This window comes from Thermophilibacter immobilis (assembly GCF_015277515.1).
GTDB lineage: Bacteria > Actinomycetota > Coriobacteriia > Coriobacteriales > Atopobiaceae > Thermophilibacter > Thermophilibacter immobilis.
This window is the reverse complement of record NZ_CP063767.1, coordinates 930402-950656: the sequence shown is the minus strand read 5'-3', so window position 1 is coordinate 950656 and position 20255 is coordinate 930402. Positions and strand designations below refer to the sequence as shown.

General features: G+C 58.9%; 14 protein-coding genes. 3 read left to right on the top strand and 11 right to left on the bottom strand.

The features are described from left to right. Positions 1–46: 46 nt before the first annotated feature. The 3 genes from INP52_RS04200 to rfbA are packed head-to-tail and all read right to left on the bottom strand — an operon-like array spanning position 47 to position 3497. Positions 47–1528 carry a sugar nucleotide-binding protein gene (locus INP52_RS04200; RefSeq protein ID WP_194372676.1) on the bottom strand — a complete coding sequence of 494 codons (1482 nt, stop codon included), beginning with the start codon at positions 1526–1528 and terminating at the stop codon, positions 47–49. Positions 1529–1549: 21 nt separating this feature from the next. Further along, the gene (gene rfbB, locus INP52_RS04195; protein ID WP_194372674.1) at positions 1550–2569 is read right to left on the bottom strand and encodes a dTDP-glucose 4,6-dehydratase; all 1020 of its coding nucleotides are present in this window, start codon (positions 2567–2569) and stop codon (positions 1550–1552) included. A gap of 22 nt (positions 2570–2591) precedes the next feature. After that, positions 2592–3497: a glucose-1-phosphate thymidylyltransferase RfbA gene (gene rfbA / locus INP52_RS04190; RefSeq protein ID WP_194372672.1), complete on the bottom strand. Its 906-nt coding sequence runs from the start codon at positions 3495–3497 to the stop codon at positions 2592–2594. 236 nt (positions 3498–3733) lie between these two features. Here rfbA and INP52_RS04185 point away from each other — a divergent pair, with 236 nt between their 5' ends. After that, a complete protein-coding gene (locus tag INP52_RS04185; protein WP_194372670.1) occupies positions 3734–5551 on the top strand; it encodes a cell wall-binding repeat-containing protein in 1818 nt (605 codons plus the stop codon). Between the two features lie 82 nt (positions 5552–5633). Here INP52_RS04185 and INP52_RS04180 read toward each other — a convergent pair whose 3' ends face one another. After that, on the bottom strand, positions 5634–5873 hold the full coding sequence (locus INP52_RS04180; RefSeq protein ID WP_194372668.1) for a cell wall-binding repeat-containing protein: 240 nt from the start codon (positions 5871–5873) through the stop codon (positions 5634–5636). 3 nt (positions 5874–5876) lie between these two features. Next, positions 5877–7487, bottom strand: a complete 1611-nt coding sequence (locus INP52_RS04175; RefSeq protein WP_194372666.1) for a cell wall-binding repeat-containing protein — start codon at positions 7485–7487, stop codon at positions 5877–5879. Between the two features lie 125 nt (positions 7488–7612). Between INP52_RS04175 and INP52_RS04170 the strand changes: the two genes are divergently transcribed. Beyond that, positions 7613–9205, top strand: coding sequence for a glycosyltransferase family 4 protein (locus INP52_RS04170; protein WP_194372664.1), 1593 nt, complete (start codon positions 7613–7615; stop codon positions 9203–9205). A gap of 89 nt (positions 9206–9294) precedes the next feature. Next, entirely contained in the window at positions 9295–11724 is a 2430-nt protein-coding gene (locus tag INP52_RS04165) for a glycosyltransferase family 2 protein (RefSeq protein WP_194372662.1), read from the top strand. A gap of 106 nt (positions 11725–11830) precedes the next feature. On the opposite strand, the gene INP52_RS04160 is transcribed toward INP52_RS04165, so the two are convergent. From INP52_RS04160 to INP52_RS04135, 6 genes are all read right to left on the bottom strand, one after another. Then, the gene (locus INP52_RS04160) at positions 11831–13651 is read right to left on the bottom strand and encodes a DUF2142 domain-containing protein (RefSeq protein WP_194372660.1); all 1821 of its coding nucleotides are present in this window, start codon (positions 13649–13651) and stop codon (positions 11831–11833) included. A gap of 55 nt (positions 13652–13706) precedes the next feature. Then, the gene (locus tag INP52_RS10085; RefSeq protein ID WP_332307371.1) at positions 13707–15782 is read right to left on the bottom strand and encodes a DUF6541 family protein; all 2076 of its coding nucleotides are present in this window, start codon (positions 15780–15782) and stop codon (positions 13707–13709) included. Positions 15783–15929: 147 nt separating this feature from the next. Next, positions 15930–17105 carry a glycosyltransferase family 4 protein gene (locus tag INP52_RS04150; RefSeq protein ID WP_194372656.1) on the bottom strand — a complete coding sequence of 392 codons (1176 nt, stop codon included), beginning with the start codon at positions 17103–17105 and terminating at the stop codon, positions 15930–15932. A 147-nt stretch (positions 17106–17252) separates the two neighbouring features. After that, a complete protein-coding gene (locus INP52_RS04145; RefSeq protein WP_228478416.1) occupies positions 17253–17963 on the bottom strand; it encodes a LicD family protein in 711 nt (236 codons plus the stop codon). Then, a complete protein-coding gene (locus INP52_RS04140) occupies positions 17960–19240 on the bottom strand; it encodes a lipopolysaccharide biosynthesis protein (protein ID WP_194372654.1) in 1281 nt (426 codons plus the stop codon). The genes INP52_RS04145 and INP52_RS04140 overlap by 4 nt, the downstream gene beginning before the upstream one ends. A 122-nt stretch (positions 19241–19362) precedes the next feature. Next, positions 19363–20244 carry a glycosyltransferase family 2 protein gene (locus tag INP52_RS04135; protein ID WP_194372652.1) on the bottom strand — a complete coding sequence of 294 codons (882 nt, stop codon included), beginning with the start codon at positions 20242–20244 and terminating at the stop codon, positions 19363–19365. Between the last annotated feature and the right edge of the window lie 11 nt (positions 20245–20255).

Sequence of the window (20255 nt, the reverse complement as noted above, 5' to 3'; positions counted from 1 at the left end):
ATGCCTCGGACCCGTGCACGACAAGAGCGTCGAGAGGTGCCGCCGGCTACTCCGCGAGCAGGCGGTCGAGGTACTCGTCCAGCTCGACCTGCCAGTCGCGCGGCGTGAGGCCGGTGGCCTCCAGCTTGGAGAGATCCAGGGCGGAGTGGACCGGGCGCGGGGCGACGGGGCCCTCGGCGCCGGCGTAGTAGGCGGCCGTGGAGACGGGGGCCACGGCCGACCCGTTGGCGTTGACGCGCTCGAAGACGTGCGCGGCGACGTCCGCCCAAGAGCGAACCTCACCCTCCCCCGTGGCGTCGTAGGTGCCGAAGGGCGCCGGCGCGGACGGCTCCAGATCTCCCGCGCGGTAGCCCAGCAGGTGCAGAATGGCCTCGGCCATCTGGTCGGCGAAGGTGAGGCGTCCCAGCTGGTCATCGACCACGCGCACCTCGGAGAGGGCGTCCGAGGGGTCGGCCACGCGGTCCGAGAGGGCACGCATGGTCTTGACGAAGTTGTGACCGTCTCCTATGACCCAGCTCGAGCGCACCACGTAGTGGGTGGGGCACCCCGCCACGGCGAGGTCGCCCGCCGCCTTGGACTGCCCGTAGACGGACAGCGGCGAGAGGGGCTCGGACTCGTCGTGCAGCTCGCGCGTCCCGTCGAAGACGTAGTCGGAGGAGACGTGCACGAGCGTGACGCCATGCTCGGCGCAGGTGCGGGCCAAAAGGGCCGGCCCCGTGGCGTTGGCCGCCCAGCAGATCCTGCGCCCCTCGGGCGTCTCGGCGCGGTCCACGGCGGTGTAGGCGCCGCAGTTGATCACGGTCCCGTAACCCGACCAGTCAACGCCCGCGTAGGCGGCGGGATCACTCATGTCGAAGGTGTCGATGTCGCAGTAGTCGAAGCCGGGCAGGCCGCGCCCCTCGGCGGCCGCGCGCACGGCGCGCCCCAGCTGGCCGTTGCAGCCGGTCACGAGGGTGCGCCGGGGGGTCATGGGCAGGGCCTCGGCCAGCGGGGGGTGGTGGAGGTCGGCCTCGGACAGTGTGGCCTCGGCAAGGGGGATGGGCCACTCGATGCCAAGCTCGGGGTCGGCCAGGCTCACGAAGGTGTAGGTCCTTTTGAGCTCGGCCGACCAGTGGGCGTTCACGAGATAGGTGTACGCGGTTCCGTCCTCCAGGGCCTGGTAGGCGTTGCCCACCCCGCGCGGCACGTAGATGGCCTTGGAGGGGTCGAGCGTGCAGGTGAGGACCTCCCCGAAGCTCGCCCCGGGCCTGAGGTCGACCCACGCGCCAAAAACCGAGCCCGCGGCGACCGAGATGAGCTTGTCCCAGGGCTCGGCGTGGATGCCCCGGGTCACGCCCCTGCAGTCGTTAAAGCTTATGTTGTTCTGGACGAAGCGCACGTCCGGCAGGCCAAGCGCGCGCATCTTCTCGCGCTGCCAGTTCTCCTTGAACCACCCGCGCGCGTCCCCGTGCACGCTCAGGTCGAAGACGAGCACGCCGGGGATGTTGGTCTCCTTCGCCGCGAGGTCCTTCTCGAATTCCATCGACATGCTCCCGTGACTTCCTTCCATCTACTGCCCCTGCTTGGCGTACTTGGCCTCGGTCGCCTCCTTGGCGCCCTCCCACCAGTCGCGATGGTCGGCGTACCAGGCTATGGTCTGGTCCAGACCCTCAGAGAAGTCCGTGTGGACGGGCTCCCATCCGAGCTCGTCGTGGAGCTTCGACCAGTCGATGGCGTAGCGGCGGTCGTGGCCGGGGCGGTCGCGCACCCAGTCGAAGTCGTCGGGGGACCTGCCCATGCGCTCGAGGATGGCGCGCAGGACGTCCAGGTTGGAGCGCTCCCCGTCCGCGCCGATGAGGTAGGTCTCGCCGATCCGTCCGCGCGTGAGGATCTCCCAGACCGCACGGGAGTGGTCCTCGGTGTGGATCCAGTCGCGGACGTTGGCCCCGTCGCCGTAGAGCTTGGGGCGGACCCCGCATAGGACGTTGGTGACCTGGCGCGGGATGAACTTCTCCACGTGCTGATAGGGTCCGTAGTTGTTGGAGCAGTTGGAAATCGTGGCGCGCACGCCGTAGGTGCGGTGCCAGGCGCGCACGAGCAGGTCCGAGCTGGCCTTGGTGGAGCTGTACGGGCTGGACGGACGGTAGGGGCTCTCGGGCGTGAAGCGTGCCGGGTCGTCAAGCGCGAGGTCACCGTAGACCTCGTCGGTCGAGACGTGGTGGTAGCGCACGTCGTGGGCGCGGCAGGCCTCGAGCAGCTGGTAGGTGCCCTCGACGTTGGTGCGCACGAAGGGCGAGGGGTCCAGGATCGAGTTGTCGTTGTGCGACTCCGCCGCGAAGTGCACGATGGCGTCGTGGCCCGGGACCACGCGCCCCAGGAGCTCGGCGTCGCAGACGTCGCCCACCACGAGCTCGACGCGGTCGGCGGGAAGCCCCGCTATGTTGCCCGGGTTGCCCGCGTAGGTGAGCTTGTCGAGCACCGTCACGTGAGTCTTGGGGTGCTCGCGCACCACGTGGTGGACGAAGTTGGACCCGATGAAGCCGCAGCCCCCGGTCACGATGATGTTGGTGGGCTCGAAGGCCTCTTCCATGCTGCTCTCCCTCTCCTGATTGCTAGTCTCGGTAGCACCGGTCGGGCACGATGCCGCCCTCGGCCACGATGCGCAGGTGCCTGCCGTAGTTGCTCTTTCCGTAGCGCTCCGCGCAGGCTAGGAGGCGCTCGCGGGAGACCCAGCCGTTCTCGTAGGCAATCTCCTCGGGCACGCTCACCGGCAGGTCCTGGGCGGTCTCCACGGTCCTCACGAACTGGGAGGCCTCGTAGAGCGACTCCATGGTCCCCGTGTCCAGCCACGCGTAGCCGCGCCCCAGGGTGACCACGTCCAACGAGCCGTCGGACAGGTACCTTCGGTTGAGGTCGGTGATCTCGTACTCGCCGCGCTCCGAGGGGCGCACCTCGGCCGCGTAGTCGCAGACGCGGGCGTCGTAGAAGTACAGGCCGGTGACCGCGTAGTTGCTCCTGGGACGGGCTGGCTTCTCCTCGATGGAGACGGCGTTGTAGCTCTCGTCGAACTCCACGACGCCAAAGCGCTCCGGGTCGTCCACGCGGTAGCCGAAGACGGTGGCGCGCCCGGAGGACTCGGCCGCCTCGGCGGCGCGCCTGAGGTGGCGCGAGAGGCCGTTGCCGTAGAAGATGTTGTCGCCCAGGACCAGGGCGCAGGGCTCGCCGCCCACGAAGTCGCGCCCGATGACGAAGGCCTGGGCGAGCCCGTTGGGCTCGGGCTGCTCGGCGTAGGAGAGCTCGATGCCGAAGTCCGATCCGTCGCCCAGGAGGCGCTCGAAGTTGGGCAGATCGGCCGGGGTGCTTATGACCAGGATGTCACGTATGCCCGCGAGCATGAGGGTGGACAGCGGGTAGTAGACCATCGGCTTGTCGTAGACCGGCAGCAGCTGCTTGCTCGTGACCGTGGTCAGCGGGTAGAGCCGGGTGCCGGAGCCCCCGGCCAGGATGATGCCCTTCATGGGTTGAGCCTCCCGTGTACTCTTGCGTAGCGTTCGTATAGTATAGGTATCGCTCTCTACGATAGCCCATGCGATGAAGTGTAGACGCAGGGGACCCTTTAGAAGACTCCGCACGAGACGAAGACCATATTTCGACGAAGCTGCAAGTTCTCAAAAGACCTCTCGACGCGTCCGAGAGGATCGATGCTTCATTTACCAGGAGGTACCCTATGCAACAAAAACGCAGAAGCTTGACCTTGGGCATCCTGTTCTCCGTCCTCGCATTCCTCTGTTCCTTTCTCTGGGCCTCTCCCGCCTCGGCCGACGTTATCGAGGACCAGTACGGGACGGTAATCGACAGGACGGACTTCTTTGACATGGGCGTATCGGATAGTGCGCCATCGGTTATGTCCCTCATGTCCACAAGGTCCGTGAGCAGCATCGAGCCCATGGAGCTTTCCGCAGAGATGCTCTCTCACTGCAAGTACGAAAGCGGCCAGAACTACGATCAGGGCCTGAGCTATGGGGATGGCTATCACGCACTGGGCTACTTCCAGTTCGACAACCGCCATACGCTTGGATCGTTTCTTGAGGCCGTCTATAACTACAACCCCACGACATACAGTTGCCTCAAGGTGATCGGAGACAACTACGATTGGGATGTCACGGGGGAGACCCGCAGCAACGGTGCCTACACGCAGCTGGGCAATGACCTCAACACGGCATGGCACGCGGCCTATGCTGCCAATCCCACCGAGTTCTCGCAGCTCCAGAACTACTGGGCCTACGTCCAGTACTACAGCGGCTCCACGGGAGTTCGGGGCAGCATGATCGCCATGGGCATCGACATCGACTCGCGTCCTGATTGCATAAAAGGCCTCTGCTGGGGCCTGAGCAGCCTGTTTGGTCCTGGAGGCGGAGCCAGCTATGTGAAGCAGGGATACTACTACGGTGGCAACTGGTTCATCAAGAACTCAGGGGTCAACGATTCGATGAGCGACGTGCAGTTTGTCACAACCCTTTGTAATTTCGTGGTGGATAACGTCAGGGCTCGCTACCACGCGCAATCGCAGTATTGGGCCGGCTGGGAGAATCGCTATCGCAACGAACTTGCAGACTGTCTCGGCTTTCTTTCCGAGAGCTCGGAGGTATGGACGCGCCTCTACGGCCAGGACCAGCTTGGGACCATGGAGGAAATCTCGCAGGCAGGGTTCTCCAGATCTTCCACGGTCATCATAGCCACGCAGGAAACGTACTGGGACGCCCTTTCCGCCGCGTCGCTCGCCGGTGCCTATGACGCACCGATTCTCCTTTGCAGCCAGGATTCTCTGCCTCAGGAAGCAGCAGATGAGATAGCTCGACTCGGGGCCACGACCGCCTACATCGTGGGCGGCCCCGTTGCCGTGTCGAGCTCCGTCGACTCCCAGATACGGGCGGCGGGCTGCCCGACCGTGGAGCGCGTCTACGGGCAGGACCAGCAGGGCACCGCGCGGGCGGTGGCCGAGAAGCTCTCCTCTGCCCGATCTTCGACCTGCATTATCGCAACTTCGAACGGATTTCAGGACGCGCTGTCCTCTGGCCCTTACTCCTACGTAAAGGGAGCGCCCATCTTCCTCGCCGAGACGTCCACCAACGCCTTGTCCCAGGAGACGCTCAAAGCCATCTCGTCTGGCGGTTACACCCGTGTCATCATTGCCGGCGGCCCCGTTGCAGTGTCATCGAGCGTCGAGGCCCAGCTCTCTTCGCTTGGCCTTACCGGCAGCGCGGTTAAGCGGGTCTATGGGCAGACGGGATATGAGACGAGCGCCGCACTGGCCGAGTTTTCCCTGAGCGAGGGCATGAGCGCGTCGGGCATGGGAGTGGCCACTGGCGAGACCTACTGGGATGCCCTGACCGGGTCCGCGCTCTGCGGTAGGAACAACTCCGTCCTCGTACTTGCAAGCGATGCGAACACCTCTGCCATCGATGGCTTCATAAGCACGCACGCTGCATCGATTGGAGAGGGTAACGTCTTTGGTGGGAATATCGCCGTCTCCTCCTCGGTGTGGAAGAAGCTCATACTCGCGACTTCCTAGAAATCGCCACTGAGCTTCTGACTCTCTAAGGCGAGGGGGCCGAGGATTTCCTCGGCCCCCTCGTGTCTCTACGTAAGAAATCCTAGTACAGATAGTTTCTCAGAAGGATAATCCAGCTGGCTTCAGAAACGGCAATGGGACCGCCCAGCACGTACCCCTTGTCCACCTCATTTTTCTGAGATGCGACGAAGTCCGTCAAACAGACGCGATTCGTATCGCTTGTGATCACGAGGACGGAGTTGTTCCTGCCGCAGAGTGCTCCACCCGTAAGGGCGTCATAGAACGTAACGCCTGTTGCAACGGCCATATTGGTGCTGACCATGCCCTACGCAAGCTCCCACTCGGCAATGGCCTGGCTCGTCTCGTATTCCGTTTGACCGTACACTCGTTGAACAGATGAAATGCCGGACTTTTTTAGCTGTACTTCCACCCCACTGTCAACCGCAACGGGACCACCCACAATGACCGCCTTCGAGAATCCCATGTTTCTTATCATCTGAAGCGTGGCCTCAGCAAGCGCGTTTGTGCCTGAGTCGCACAGGAAGATGGGTACCTTATATGCGTATGCATAGGGAGAGATGCTTAGGGCATCCTGGAATTTCCATGACGTGGCGATTATGCACGTGTCAGCATGGTCTTTACCGAGCTTCTCGGCCACCGCCCGCGCGGTGCCCTGCTGGTCCTGCCCGTAGACGCGCTCCACGGTCGGGCAGCCCGCCGCCCGTATCTGGGAGTCGACGGAGCTCGACACGGCAACGGGGCCGCCCACGACGTAGGCGGTCGTGGCCCCGAGCTCCTGCAGCGCCACTCTTGCCTGTGAGGAGAGCGAACTGGACGAAGTAAGAAGAAGAGGACAGTCCAACGACCCCGCCAATGAGCTGGCGCAAAGCGTATCCCAGAATGTATCCTGCGTAGCAACGACAACGGAGCTTGAGGAGGACCAGCCCGTCTCGGCAATACGCTGCATGGTGTCAAGCTGATCCTGACCGTAAAGGCGACTCCATGTCGTTTGGTTCGCATAGTCACTGCTCAGACCAACAAAGTCAAAATTAATGTCAACGCTGCCGCTGATGCCGTCGACGCTCCCCCTGCTAGTAGCCTGCCACATGTCGTAGCGTCCACCATAGTCGCAGGTGACGTTATACTGGGCAACCCAACGAGTCCAGTTACTCAGGCTCGTATCCGTAAGGTAATTGTTCCACCAGTACAGGTTCGCGTAGACCCCCGCCTGATATCCCGCGCTCTCTACGCGCTCGCAAAATGCCCTCGCAATCGCGTTTAGATCGGCTCCCAAGATGCTGTTGTCTTCCAGGTCGAGGTAGACGGGATAGGTTGGGCTGTGCCCCTTGAGCAGGCTAAGGATATAGTCTGCCTCCTTTACTGCGCCCTCCACGCTCGTGGCGTAGGAATAGATGTAGGCCCCGTAGGGAATGCCGAGGCTATCGCATTCTGTGGCGTTCTGATCCCAGCAGTAATCCTTGCCCCACCGCTTTGCGCTGCTTGAGTATCCCGCAAATGCTGCGGCGCGGATAATCACATAGTCAGTTCCATCTTGCTGAGCGGAGCTCCAGTCAACCTCCTTTTGCCACTCGCTCACGTCAATACCACGTAGCGGGGCTCCTGGAATAGGGTTACCAACGCTATTACACCAGTTTCCGTCGCTGTCTTTGCTCCAAGCGGTCGTAAGGCTTTGAGGTGAGAGGCGAGTCATCAGCGCGACGTCATCAATGGGCTGGCCGTCCTCGTAGCGCCAGCTATTTGCGACGTACTCGTCTTCCGTGTCCTCAGTCGTCTCGTCTGCGGCCGCCGTTGTGGGAACGGCACCCACCATGACGGCTCCGGCGCCCACCATGAGACCCAGGACGTCTCTTCGCGTGACGGCATGTCCTGAACGCTTGGAGGAACTCGACGCGGGCGATTTGCTTTTAAGAACCATTTCTTACTCCCTATGTGTTTAAGCTACGTTTAAGTCGCATTTATCAAGCGAGAGTATTTTAGCCGAGCATTCATCTGAGCCATAATAGAGGCATATTGCTGTAAAAGTAACGTACTGGTGGTGACATGAGTTCCATAGAGTCTGAAGGCGTTTCGGATGGATCGGGCGGCGAGAGCATCTCCTGTCCCGCCGACTTTGATAAGCTCCTCGCCGAGCATACTCCCGAAGCGGCTATTCCCCTCCTTGCACAACGCTACTGGGATAAGCCAAGTGAGCTCATACGCATTGCAAACAGCGCTCGCTCCCTGCGCACGACACGTTCAGAGATAAGAACCGTCGCCATTTTCTTTCACGCCCTAGGAATCGGGGGCGGGGAAAGGGTCACGCGTGACCTCACGAACCTGTGGCTTAACATGGGGCTCAACGTCATTCTTCTCACTAATGTCAAACCTGGAGAGGACGACTTTGAGCTTCCCGAGGGGGTGAAGAGGATCGTTCTACCCACCTTCGTCGGAATGACTAAGGACGGCTATGCACCTAGGTGCAAGAGGCTACTGGACACCCTGCAAGAGAACGCGGTTGATACCCTCGTGTTCACTCATTGGTTCTCGGACACGCTTGCCTTTGACATTATTGCCGCAAGAAGCTTAGGCATCTCAACATTCCTTTACATTCAGAGCTCGTTCACGATGTTCTTCCTTGACTCCGATATGCCAGCCAGGTACGCGGATATTCCCCTCCAATACGAGCTTGCAAGCGGCATCATCTGCCTCAGCGAGATGGACCGTCTTTTCTGGAGTAACTTCAATAGTAACGTGATGGTAACTAATAACCCAATCACCCTTGAGCCCCCCGACGAGGCAGCGGCTCTCCAAGGGCACACCATCATATGGCCTGCTCGTCTTCATGTGGACAAATGCCCAGAACGCGTCATTCCCATTATGTTCGAACTCGTCAGACGGGTTCCCGATGCGCAGCTTCTGCTCATCGGACCCGAAGATCAAGAAATCGCCGACAGGATGCGGGCAGCCCTTGTGGACACACCCCTTGAGGACCATATCGTCTTCTGTGGACCCCAAAGAGAACAGGACATGGCTGCCTTCTATCAGTCCGCAGACGCCTTTCTTCTGACCTCCGAAAGGGAGGGCTGGTCTTTGGCGCTCGGTGAGGCCCTCGCAACCGGACTCCCCTGTGTCATCTATGACCTTCCCTATCTCACGCTTGTTGCGGGAAATAAAGGAGTCGTCAGGGTTGCCCAAGGAGATTCCGAAGCGGCTGCCAATGCGCTTGCCCGCATCCTCACGGACAAGACGTACGCCCGTGGCCTGGGAACGGCGGGAAGAGCCTTCGTGGAAGGCATCATTTCCTACGACTACGAGGGCTTCTGGCACTCTTGCTTTGTCAGCTCTCTCGAACCCTATCGCCCAGCCCCGAGCAGCTCGCTCAACGCTACCATGTGGTCTGAGCTTCTCTGTGCCTATCGCTCCCATCTCGAAAACCTTGAACAAAGTCATCGTCAGGCCATCCTGAGGCAACAAACAAAGGTTGCTCAGCTTGAGGCTAAGGTCATCTCGCTCGAGGCGCAGACAGACGACCTAAGAAGCGCCTTTCGCAAGGTCACTGGATCAACCTCCCTCAAGGTGGGTCTTGTGTTCACATATGTTCCCCGCATCATAAAGGGAGCCTTTCTACGCCACAGAGCCACAAGGTTCTCTTAGGGTTTCTACGTATTTCACGTAGGATTCTAGGAAACTCCCCGAGGTCGCTATCATTGCTTGGACGCATCTTCTCCATTGAAGGAAGGCACATGAGACTAGTAGCAAGCGGAACCTGCAGAGGAAGCGGCAAGGTTTTCGTTCGCTTTGAGGCACACGATCTACCCGACTCCCGCAGCGTGTCAATCAAGGCCCAGACGAGCGGCACGGCAGCGGTTCCTTGCTCCATTCATGAGGTTCCCTCATTCCAAGAGCACGAGAGCCGTCAGTTCGTGGCCGCCTTCCCCATGCTCGACACCAGAAGCTGCCAGGTGACCCTAAGCGAGGAGGGCGAGGCAGGCTCCATTCTCTCATCTCAGTCCTACGCACTATCCTTCTCTGCGGCAAAGTGGGAGTCACGCCTCAACTATCGACTGCGCAAGTCGCTCTGCGAGGAAATCCGCGATTTCGATCGCGTCGACATGTATGACAGCGCCACCATGGAGTTCTGGGACTGCATCGAAGACGGGCCAGACTTCATCTTGCGGGGCATGCTGCGCGAGCCGTATCGCACCGACAACAAGGCGTCTCTGCGGTGTCTCACGTCGACCCTTGAGCAAATTCCCGTCAACCCCATCATTATGGGTGACGCATGCGTAAAGGTGCCCTTTTCCGATACAAAGCATCGTCGCGAGCTGCAGTTTTCTATTCGCGTTCCAGCGATTCTCCAGCGCCTCGTCTTTGACATAACCGACGAGAATCATCCCGCCTTCTCCAGCTTCGAGGTGCTGGATCGCCCCGTCCTCAGGGAGCTGAGGGACACCACCAGAAAGCACACCGAGAGTGCTCAGTTCAACCCCGACTACAATTGGTGGTTTGCCCAGAAGAAGGCGAGCATAGGCACCATTGCCAAGGAGTCAAGAATCGAGCTTCGCGACAGCCCGCGCTTTAGCATCGTGGTTCCCCTTTTCAAGACTCCGCTAAGGCTCTTTAATGAGATGGTCGAATCAGTCCTCTTCCAGAGCTATCAGAGCTGGGAACTCGTACTCGTGAACGCCAGCCCCGAGGACGAGAAGCTCTCAACCGAGGTACGAACGCGTGTAGAGTCGGACGAGCGCATCCGCCTTGTCACGCTCGAGCAGAACCTCGGCATCTCCGAGAACACCAATAGGGGAATCGAGGTGGTAACAGGTGACTTCGTCTGTTTCTTCGACCATGACGACGTCCTGGAGCCCGACATCCTCTTCGAGTACGCTCATGCCCTCAATGAGCGCAGGGACACGGATGTGCTCTACTGCGACGAGGACAAGCTATTGCCTGACGGAACGTACACGCAGCCCTTCTTCAAGCCCGACTTTGATATAGACCTCCTCAGGAACAACAACTACATCTGCCACCTCATGACCATTCGCAGATCCCTGCTAGAAACGCTCGAGCCCAACAGACCTGAGTTCGATGGTGCTCAGGACCACAACATGGTTCTTCAAGCCGTCGAGAAGGCCCGTCACGTGCACCACGTGCCCAAGGTCCTCTACCACTGGCGTATGACAAAGGGATCGACGGCCGAGAATGCCGGGAGCAAGTCCTATGCGACCAAGGCGGGCATCAGGGCCGTCCAAGCCCACCTTGGCCGGATGGGACTGCGCGCCAAGGTCTCCCCGTCCCGTCGTCCCTTCACCTATCGCGTCATCTATGACGTTCCCGAAGAGCGCCCCCTCGTCTCCATTATCATTCCCTCAAAGGATTACACGGACGTTCTCGATGTCTGCCTGCAGTCCATTCTCTCCACGTCTACCTATGAGAACTATGAGATCGTCGTCATAGAGAACAACAGCGAGATTCCCGAGACCTTCTCCTACTATGAGCGCATCCAGCAGGAACATCCCGACAAGATAAGAGTCGAACACTGGCCCGGTGAGTTTAATTTCTCCAAGCTCATGAACTTTGGGGTGCAGAAGGCTCGAGGGGAATACCTGCTCCTACTTAACAACGACACCGAGGTCATAACCCCGGACTGGATTGAGGTCATGCTCGGCCTCTGCTCCCGCGAAGACGTGGGCATAGTGGGCGTACGCCTGCTCTACCGCGACAGCACCATCCAACATGCCGGGCTCACCATCAGCTCCTCTGCCGCAGGAATGCTCGGACATGCACTTCCGCGCAACAACTGGGGCTACTTCGCCCTCCTTGACGCCCAGAGGGAGCTGAGCGCGGTCACGGCAGCCTGCATGATGACCAAACGAAGCGTCTTTGACGAGGCAGGGGGGTACACCGAGGAACTGCAGGTGGCCTTTAACGACGTCGACTACTGCCTCAAGGTCAGAGATGCCGAGAGGCTCGTCGTGTATACCCCGGAGGTGGAGCTCTACCACTACGAGTCCCTCTCGCGGGGCGATGAGAACAACGTGGAGAAGAAGGTGCGCTTCCACCGCGAGGTCTCGTACCTCAACTACCGATGGGCACGGTACTTCGTAGAGGGAGATCCCTACTTCAATCCCAATTTCACCAAGGGAGAACCGGGAAGCTGGTACTACCAGATCTAGTGAAGTATTGGAAGGACTCACTGCCTCCATACAAGCGCTCGTCCGGAACGAAAGCAGAACCCCCGCCAAAGCAGCGTCATCCCAATCCGGACGAGCGTGGGAGCTATTAGAACATAACTATAAAGGTTGCGGCGAACGTAGCCACTTCAGTCCCAAGCACAATAGAGGTGAACGCTCTTTTATTTTGTTTAAATCTACAGGTTCGACGACTGCATAAGCCCACAAGCAGAAGGGGGGCAAGGAGAGGAAGCGCATAGCGCGACTGGACCCCATTAATCGTCGACAGGGCAACAGGCGTAAAGGAGACATAGAGCGCCGAAACTATCAGCAGATATGCACAAGCAACGCCTATTGCCACGGCAATCTTGATCCTCACCGTGGCATATGCTGCATCTTCCCCTTCCCTATCGTAGAGCGTTACAAAAAGCAGCAGGCCCATCTCACAAATGGGCGCCACCAGATAGTATGAAGAAGCTGCGAGCAGATAGGGGAATCCAACGAACATATTCATCGACCCCTCGGTGCTAGCAGGCAAAAAGCGAAGGATTGTGAAGCTCACGACCATCTCCGCATAATCCAGGGGACTGGAAAGCACATGCGCAATCTGCAGGGCAGAGTTCACATCCGAACCTCCGCGTACATCTCCCCCACCAGCTCCGCCTATAACGAGGGGAACTAAGAACGACCCGAGCAAGGTCAGGGCAGTCAAGACGACGGAGAGGTGATACCACCGCATGCTCGTCTTGCGCAAGGGAAGTGTCATGAAAATAAGGGCGAGAGGGAAGAGGACTGCCTTTACAAGTGCGCCCAGAAAAAACGCGAGAAGCATTTTGGAAATATCCGAGAAACCAGCGGGATCCTTACTCTGGATTAAGGATACATACTTGGAAAAAGAATACGTGATGAGTGCAAAGCACCAGGGATCGTAGGCGAAGTTGCATGCCATCAGAAAAGGAGTTGGCAAGAGCGCTATAGACAGCACAATGAGCTTTCCGCCCCTTAGCTGCTTTATCGCACAATAGAAAACTGCACAATAGAACAGGAGATTACCCAACCTGCCAAAAAAGTATTGTCCAAGGCTGGGAAGATGGATAAGCCTCGCCAACCAGAGCCCTATGGCATTGGGAATGTATCCCACACCCGAGGGAGTGAGATAAGAACTCCCCCCAAGTGTTTCCGTCCCCTGTGTCCTCACGATTGGCTCTGTACGCTCACTCTCCAGCAGCGCTTCGTTAGCGGACACCACCGAGGAGTAATCTTGTTTGGGGTTCCATACTGCTGCTATATCGCCGCTCTTTAGCAGGTTGAGTTTTACCACTGCGTCAGCTTGAGTCATAATGCCATCCGCACCGGTGTATTGAGCGCCCTGCACATATGAGAGAGCCTGCGCTTTGTCAAAATGAATCTGACCATCCCAGCTAATCTCAGCAATTACTGGCATGCAAATGCAAAAAATCAACCCAAAGGGCAGAGCAATGTAAAGAAAGGCAAGCTCAATTTTTTGGAAGCATCTCTTACGATTCAGAAAAAGAAGGGTCACGCTTACAAACAGGGCAACCACGAAAAGCGTGGGCCTTAGATCCACGCCCTGATAGAAGGCCCTCTGTACCACAACAAAAAGACCAAGAGCTCCCGCAACTCCAGCTACGGCCGCGCTCAGTCTTTTGACTAGCTCCCGTCGAAGTAATGGGTCTTCCTTATGCAAGACCTTTGTATCCCCAGCTTCCAAAAGGAGCCGGTAAATTACGCTAACACCCAGGGACAGCAGCGCAAAGAAAATAATCCGGCGCTTTGACCAATCATCAGGATTCAAAATATCTGATGCGGGGGATCCAAAAATAGTCCCCATTTCAAGAAGAATGGCTGCAAGGACACAGCCCCCGCCCCTTAGCGCAATCCTTTTGAGTTTATCGCTCTGCTCGTGCATGCCCCTCCCCAATACTCACGTATTCCACGTTGGCACCTGAGCCGCAGCTATATTATCAGAGACCAATCCTATAGAGCCTCATGTCTCCCCTCGCGAGCACCACGGTAAACCCTGGTGTCTCGTCGCTAACGGACTCGAAGCCAAGCCATTGCTCTGGATAGTACGACCAGAAGTGGCGCCGTGCGTCTGATGCTTCCTCCCCTTGGTCCAGCAAGAGCAGATAGGTTGCCCCTGACCTCTCCACGGCGTCTTGCACGGATTGGTCCATTGCGAACTTGTCGAGCGATTCCCTCATGAGGCGGCTGTCTGCAGATTCGGAGCGCTCGTTTGAGGGCAAGTCGAACCTACGGTAGTACACGTTGGCGCCGTACAGTCCATAGAGAAAGGCGCTGCCGTCATTGGGCGAATTGAGGATAAGGGACCCTTCGGGAACAGCCAAAAGCGCCTCCTGCGAGAAAGCGATCTCGTCGGAGCTCAGTACGTTTGGAGCGCTCGTGTCATTCTGGGCATTGATGCGCTCCTCCTGGGAGCCAAATGACGTCTGGACGCTGAGGTGGTCCCCCAGTTCGTAGCTGGGCAAAAAGATGGCGGCACTGAGAGCTGCGACGAGCGCAAGGGAACAGGGCCTAAGAGATGGGTCCAGCTCGGCTGGCCTCGCGAGTGAGCGCCGCTCTAGGGGTCTTGCAGCCCATTCGAACACAACCGACATCCCCCAGGCCGCAAGGGGAATGGCCATAAGTGCCGCGTTGGCTGCCAGACGATGGGGATCCGTATACCAAAAGCCCGCGAGCAGGCGCTTGATCAGACCCTCCGAGCTCATCGCGACGACGAAGCTCACGCAGGAGAACCCAAAGGGGGCCACGAGCCACCTCGCGCCCGCCTTACGCGTCAGCGAGGCGGCCCCCGCAAGAACCAAGAAGGCAAGCACTGGCTGCGCCGTGTGCTCAAAGAAGGCGAGCGAGAGGGCGTCGGCCACAGCTTGAGGGATCGAAACGGTAGCCGGCCAGTTGAACAACACCACCGAGCGCAGGAACGGAAGCTTGTAGCACACGCACCAGATGAAGGCCACCCCAAGAGCAACCGTACACGCGAGCCCACAAGAAAACGCGGGTGACCTACCGGCCGCCCTCGAGAGCCTGTATCCCTGCCACACGCAAAAGGGGGCAAGAAGCACCGCCATGGTGAAGACGGCGCCGGAATGCGAGAGGACGAGCGCAACGCACCCCACAAAAAAGAGCGTCCCCCAACCCATCCTCCCACCTGCACCCAGGCCATCCTCAAACATCCTCATGAAGCAAACGGTTGGCAGAAAGAGGATGACGTTTCCCAGAAGGTTGGGATAGAGCGGTCCAAAGGAGAGGAAGTCCCAGGGAAACGTCGTAAACGCGAGCGTGACCATGGCCCCGGCCCAGAGGGCGCTGTGCCTCTGGGCCCCAAAAAGACGGCGCAGCAATAAAAACGTGCTCACAGGGAATACGGTACCCACGAGCGCCGCATTAGTCGCGTTGACGGCAAGCGTAAGCGGTGCCCCCAGAGTTCCCGCGACAAGAGCCACAAGAGCGTGCCACAGCGCGGGGTAGAAGCCTCCCCCCATGACGAAGGGCGACATGGTTTGATCTGCAGGCACCTGGGGATAGGGGGACGGGCTGAAGGGGGAGTAGTTACCGCTGCTCAGAAAGCTCCTGGCCTCTCCCAGATGGGCTCCGTTGTCATATTCCTGAAGAAACGACGCGGGCCCGTCGAGGTTTCCCACAAAGACAATTGCGACGGCCACCACGCCAAAGGCCACATAGGCCACCAGGGCGCACCAATCCGAACCATAAAGCATCTTGGACCAAGACGAGCGCCGCCCCGGCGCGATCCCCGTGGCGCGATCCTTGTGCACGCCCCGGGACATGAGCCATGCGCCCGCACCAACCAGAAGAAGTGGCAAGGCCACTGTGGACACGGAGGCTTGAATGCCAAGCGACGCGAGCGAGGTGCACCAGACGCCATAAAAGGACAGGCTGATAAGGGGCCCAAGGCACAGCGCCTCTATGCGAGGGAGCCGCGTCGCCAGCAAGACGAGAAAACCTGGTAGATACAGCAGGACAACCGTCAGGAGGTAGGCGACAAAAAACAGGGTCCACACGAGAAATCCTCACCTTACTGCCAGATTATTCTAGGCTCATGGACACCAAGCCAGCGACTACCAGACACCTTACTTTACTCTAAGCTCAAGATCCTCGCTTTGGGATTCAGCGCCCTTGCAGGCCCAAGGGTACCCAGCATATGCAGCCTATTCTCCCTTAGGGGGGCGCTCTGCCAGGTCCTCCCACACCCGCATCAGCGACTGTGCCGTGGCCTCCCACGAGAAGAGATCTTCGGCCCGCCTCCCGCAGTTGATCCGCTGCTCAGCGACAGCATTTGGATGGTCAAAAAGCCTGGCGATTGCCCTGGTAACACCAGCCGACGAGGCGGACTCCAGGATCGTGCCGTAGCTCTCGTCTGGGATAAGCTCTCGCGCACCCCCAACGTCAGTCACGATCGAGGGACACCCGCAGGCCGAGGCCTCAAGCAGTGTCGTAGAAAATCCCTCAGAGCGCGTCGGAAGGCACATAACGTCCGCCTGCTGCAGGAGCGCAGAGACGTCAGGGGACTCAAGCCTACCCACCCAGCGCAGTCCCTCTCCCTGGGCCATCCTTACCCCATCTGCCATAGGGCCGTCACCGGCCAGGACAAAAACAACTCCGCGAGCCCTCAGCTCGAGTGACCTGCTCGCCTCTATTAGGGCGGCAATGCCCTTCTCGGGGATAAGCCTTCCCACGCTGGCTACGACGAAGCTGTCCTCGAGGTCGAGCTCTCCCCTGAAATCCCTCACCGAGGAACTCTCCCGATAGGCTCGCGCGTCAATCGAGTTGCCTATGACACCCTTAGCCTCAATGCCAAATTTCTTGAGCCATTCGACGCTCTTGGAGGAAATGCCATAGTAGGCCGGATCGTAGCGTCTTTTCCCCCAAGCCGTGACACCACGCTCATAGACTCTTACAAACGGATCAAGAACGGGATTGCTAAACGAAAGGTATGCGGAACCATGGTCAAGTAGCACGGGCCTCACTCCTACTGAGCGCGCCAGCTTCATGCCATAGAGGGAGTGCGGGTAGAAGCGAGCGTTAGCGAGCACCCCATCCCAGCGACGCACGCGGATCTGGGCGTCCAGGTCGCGAAACACCCGATTGTGCACATGCAGGGGGAATCTTCCGCCTATGAGGGGAGCACACGGAAGTCGGATGACCTCCACTCCCCTCTCGCATGTGATTCCCGCGCCCACACCGTTGGTGTCGTTGGTCACCACCGTGACGTCAGCGCCCTGAGCCACGAGAGCCTGGGCGAGATGCTCCGTGAAGGTCTCGATACCCCCTAGGTGCGGAGGATATTGAGCCGAGAAGAGAGCGTATGACTTCTTCTGTGGCACTCCTAGCCTTCCTGCTTCCAAACGTTACCATCGCCAAAGTCCAGAAGACGCGGTAGATGCGTGTGACGGTCATCGGATTTGGGAAGGGTCTGCCAGTCCCCGTACGCAAGCTCCAGATAGCGCTTCGCCTGTCCGGGAGCAGGGAATTCATAACCCTCGAAGCTCACAGAAGAAGTTGGGAAGAGAATTTCCGGAGAAAGGGGGGGGCCAAGATGTCCAAGAGAGGTTCATCACGAGGTTCGAAAGCCTATCCTCGTCGCGAATCACAGAGTGCTCGTAGCTCCGCAGAAGCTCGGAGCGATCTTGTACGCCAAGCCCCACGAACCCATGAGCAATCTGACATCCCAGGCGCTCAGCAGCACCTAGAAGGCCCTTGTGGGGCACCGTTATGATCCCAGAGTGATAAAGATATGAAAGGCGCTGCCATTTGCGCGCGTTGTCGATCTGATCGGAGAGCTCCTTGGGATCGAACGCCGCGCGGTCCCAGCAGAACACGTCGACGAATATGCCCTGGGGGCATCCTGCCTCGCGCGTCTCGTCCGTCTCGAAGCGCGTACCATCCTTGTATACCTTGGCGAAGAAGCCTGCATAGCCCGGCGTGTTCTCAAAGGTGTGCAGAGAGTAGCCCGTGGGCAGACCCTTGGCTGCCAGCTCGAGGAAGCGATCATAGTCAGCGCGAGGCATGGCTATGTCTATGTCGTCATCCCAGGGGATGAAGCCCCCGTGGCGAACCGCCCCCAACACGGTCCCGGAGTCGAGGAGCCACATGATGCCCCGCTCGCGGCAGAAGTCTCGTATGACAAGGAGTATCTCAAGCTCGGTGTCCTGAAGTTTCTTGAGCGCGGTCTCTTGGTTCACTTCGCTTCCCCTCCGTCAGAACTCCGCTTCTCTGATGTCACAAAATGACCCTTGAGTTGAATGAGCAGACAGACCATCATGAACACAGTTCCCGCAATGCAGGAAAGTGCGTTGGTGAGCGTGACGCCATTCATACCCCACGCGCCCACGCTCGGCGCCATCACCAAAAGCGAGACCACAAGCGCAATCAGGCTCCCCACGAATGTGCACCGGAAGTTTCTAAGCGAGATAAGCAGGTCGTTCGAGAACCACATGATCCCTGTGATTGCCGCACATAGCACCAGGGGTTGGAGAAGGTAGACGTAGCCGACAATGCTCTCTCCGTAGACCAACCTCAGGAGCGGGGCACCCAGAAACTCGAGCCCTAGAGCACAGACGAGGGCCACTGTCGCAATACCTCCCAGCGTGGTGATCAGAAGCCGCATAAACTGTGCGCGATCGCGCTTGTCATACGCTTCGGAGAGATAGCCGAGGAGTGGGTTGTAAATGTATGAGGCTCCCATCTGAATAATAGCGACGGGCGCGGCAACCGAGGCATAGATACCTAGGGCGGAGTCTCCCATGCTAGTCGAGAGATACTGACGTGGAAGGGAAGGCGCCGCCGAGGCGGCTACGCCAGCAATGACAATGGGCGCACAGCGGACGAGAAGGCGTGCAGCCCTCTTTTTGGTAATGCCCAGCGTAACGGGCACAAGCAAATTGGTACGAGGGTAATCGTAAAATACACCGATTAGAACTGTTGTCACCATCATCAGGAAAATAGTAGCCTCGAGGCTTTGGGTAAGTGGGTACGCAAGGATGAATACCGCGAGCGAGGAGACTCCTTGAGCGAAGAGGGACTTTCCGATGTAATCCATACGGTGGAACTGCTGGTCGCTCGCATGGAAGACGTCAATGACAAGACCTGACAGTTTGTAGAGCGCATAGAGCAAAATCGCGGGGAGCGCATTAGGACGGCAGGTAGCCACGGCGTAGCCCATGGTCAGAACCAGTGCTCCGAGGCAGGTGATAAGCCTGAACGCAAGGTACTCCCCGACGGTGTGCTCGCCACGCACGTCAGAGATCTGATATGTGTAAGTCCGATATTGAGCAAGGGGGGCAAAGATGCCATACACCGACATGGCCAGCGAGTAGATGCCCGCAGAGTCATACGTCGTCGAAAGCCTTACGATGAGGACGGTGATGGCCCACTGACAGACAAGATTGGAAAGCGACCCCACCGAATTCCAAAGCATGTTCTGTCGAATTGACAGAGACTCCTTCTTCTCATCGCCCATGTGCACTCCGCAAGATTGCTATCCCCTCTTTGAACACTTGAATATCAAATCATACGGTATGGACTGCGGCCATCAGGCATGGCTGGCATCGCCCGCCGAAAAAGCATCACTTTCGCCAACCTCTAGCGGGAACGATACACAGTCTTTGCGAGCAAGAACGCGAGGGGGGCACAGAGCGTGGCCAAGGGCTTATTAGGAAGTCCCCGATAGGCCTCGTCGAAGCAGCCTGCAAAGTAAGCTCCCACCAGGTAGAGGCTGGTGTTCTCCGCTTTGAGGCGGAAGGTGTCCGAATAGTCCAGGAACAGGCGCTTCAGACGCATGTAGCCCCGGGGGTTCTCGCGCGTAACCTGGCGCACGTGCGATGTGTAGCCGTCGGGTAGGTACTCGCAGATCCAGATAATCTTGTCGAGCACGGCGAGCTCGTAGTGCTGATCGATCTGATGGTAGACGTACGTCTCACCGATGAACTTCTCGCTCGGCTCTACGACGTAGGGAAACGCCCGCAACAGTTCCGTTCGGTAGATTGGGGCCGTATCCCCCCTGTGATGCCACTTGTAGTAGAGATCCCACATGGTCGTCCTTGTGAGCCCCTTGGGAAACCAGGTGCCCATGGGCTCCTTTACGGAACGCCCCCTCATGGCGATGACGCCCGCAAGGGAGGAATCCTCACGACATCTGCCCCACAGCTCGAGGACATCCTGTACGGCCGAGGAAACGAGCGTATCATCCGAGTCAACGCAGAAGAACAGTTCCGTCGCACAGGCGGCTACGCCCGTGTTGTGGGCCCGCTGCTTGCCACCGTTCTCCTGGTGGAGGTACGTGATTTCCAGTCTGCCCTCTTCAATGAATCCGGAGATAACGGATGCCGTATCGTCGGTGGATCCGTCATCAACGACCAGCCAGCAGAAGTCCTGGCTGGTCTGAGCGAGAAGGCTTTGGTAGAGCTCCCCGATGATGTAGCCCCGATTGTACGTTGGGGTGAAAATCGTCATGGTCTTTGCCATCAAGCGCCCCT

Coding starts and splice junctions, on each gene's coding strand:
- INP52_RS04200 (WP_194372676.1), bottom strand. CDS start 1,528: ATGTCGATGGAATTCGAGAAGGACCTCGCGGCGAAGGAGACCAACATC.
- rfbB (WP_194372674.1), bottom strand. CDS start 2,569: ATGGAAGAGGCCTTCGAGCCCACCAACATCATCGTGACCGGGGGCTGC.
- rfbA (WP_194372672.1), bottom strand. CDS start 3,497: ATGAAGGGCATCATCCTGGCCGGGGGCTCCGGCACCCGGCTCTACCCG.
- INP52_RS04180 (WP_194372668.1), bottom strand. CDS start 5,873: ATGGTCAGCACCAATATGGCCGTTGCAACAGGCGTTACGTTCTATGAC.
- INP52_RS04175 (WP_194372666.1), bottom strand. CDS start 7,487: ATGGTTCTTAAAAGCAAATCGCCCGCGTCGAGTTCCTCCAAGCGTTCA.
- INP52_RS04170 (WP_194372664.1), top strand. CDS start 7,613: ATGAGTTCCATAGAGTCTGAAGGCGTTTCGGATGGATCGGGCGGCGAG.
- INP52_RS04165 (WP_194372662.1), top strand. CDS start 9,295: ATGAGACTAGTAGCAAGCGGAACCTGCAGAGGAAGCGGCAAGGTTTTC.
- INP52_RS04160 (WP_194372660.1), bottom strand. CDS start 13,651: ATGCACGAGCAGAGCGATAAACTCAAAAGGATTGCGCTAAGGGGCGGG.
- INP52_RS04140 (WP_194372654.1), bottom strand. CDS start 19,240: ATGGGCGATGAGAAGAAGGAGTCTCTGTCAATTCGACAGAACATGCTT.
- INP52_RS04135 (WP_194372652.1), bottom strand. CDS start 20,244: ATGGCAAAGACCATGACGATTTTCACCCCAACGTACAATCGGGGCTAC.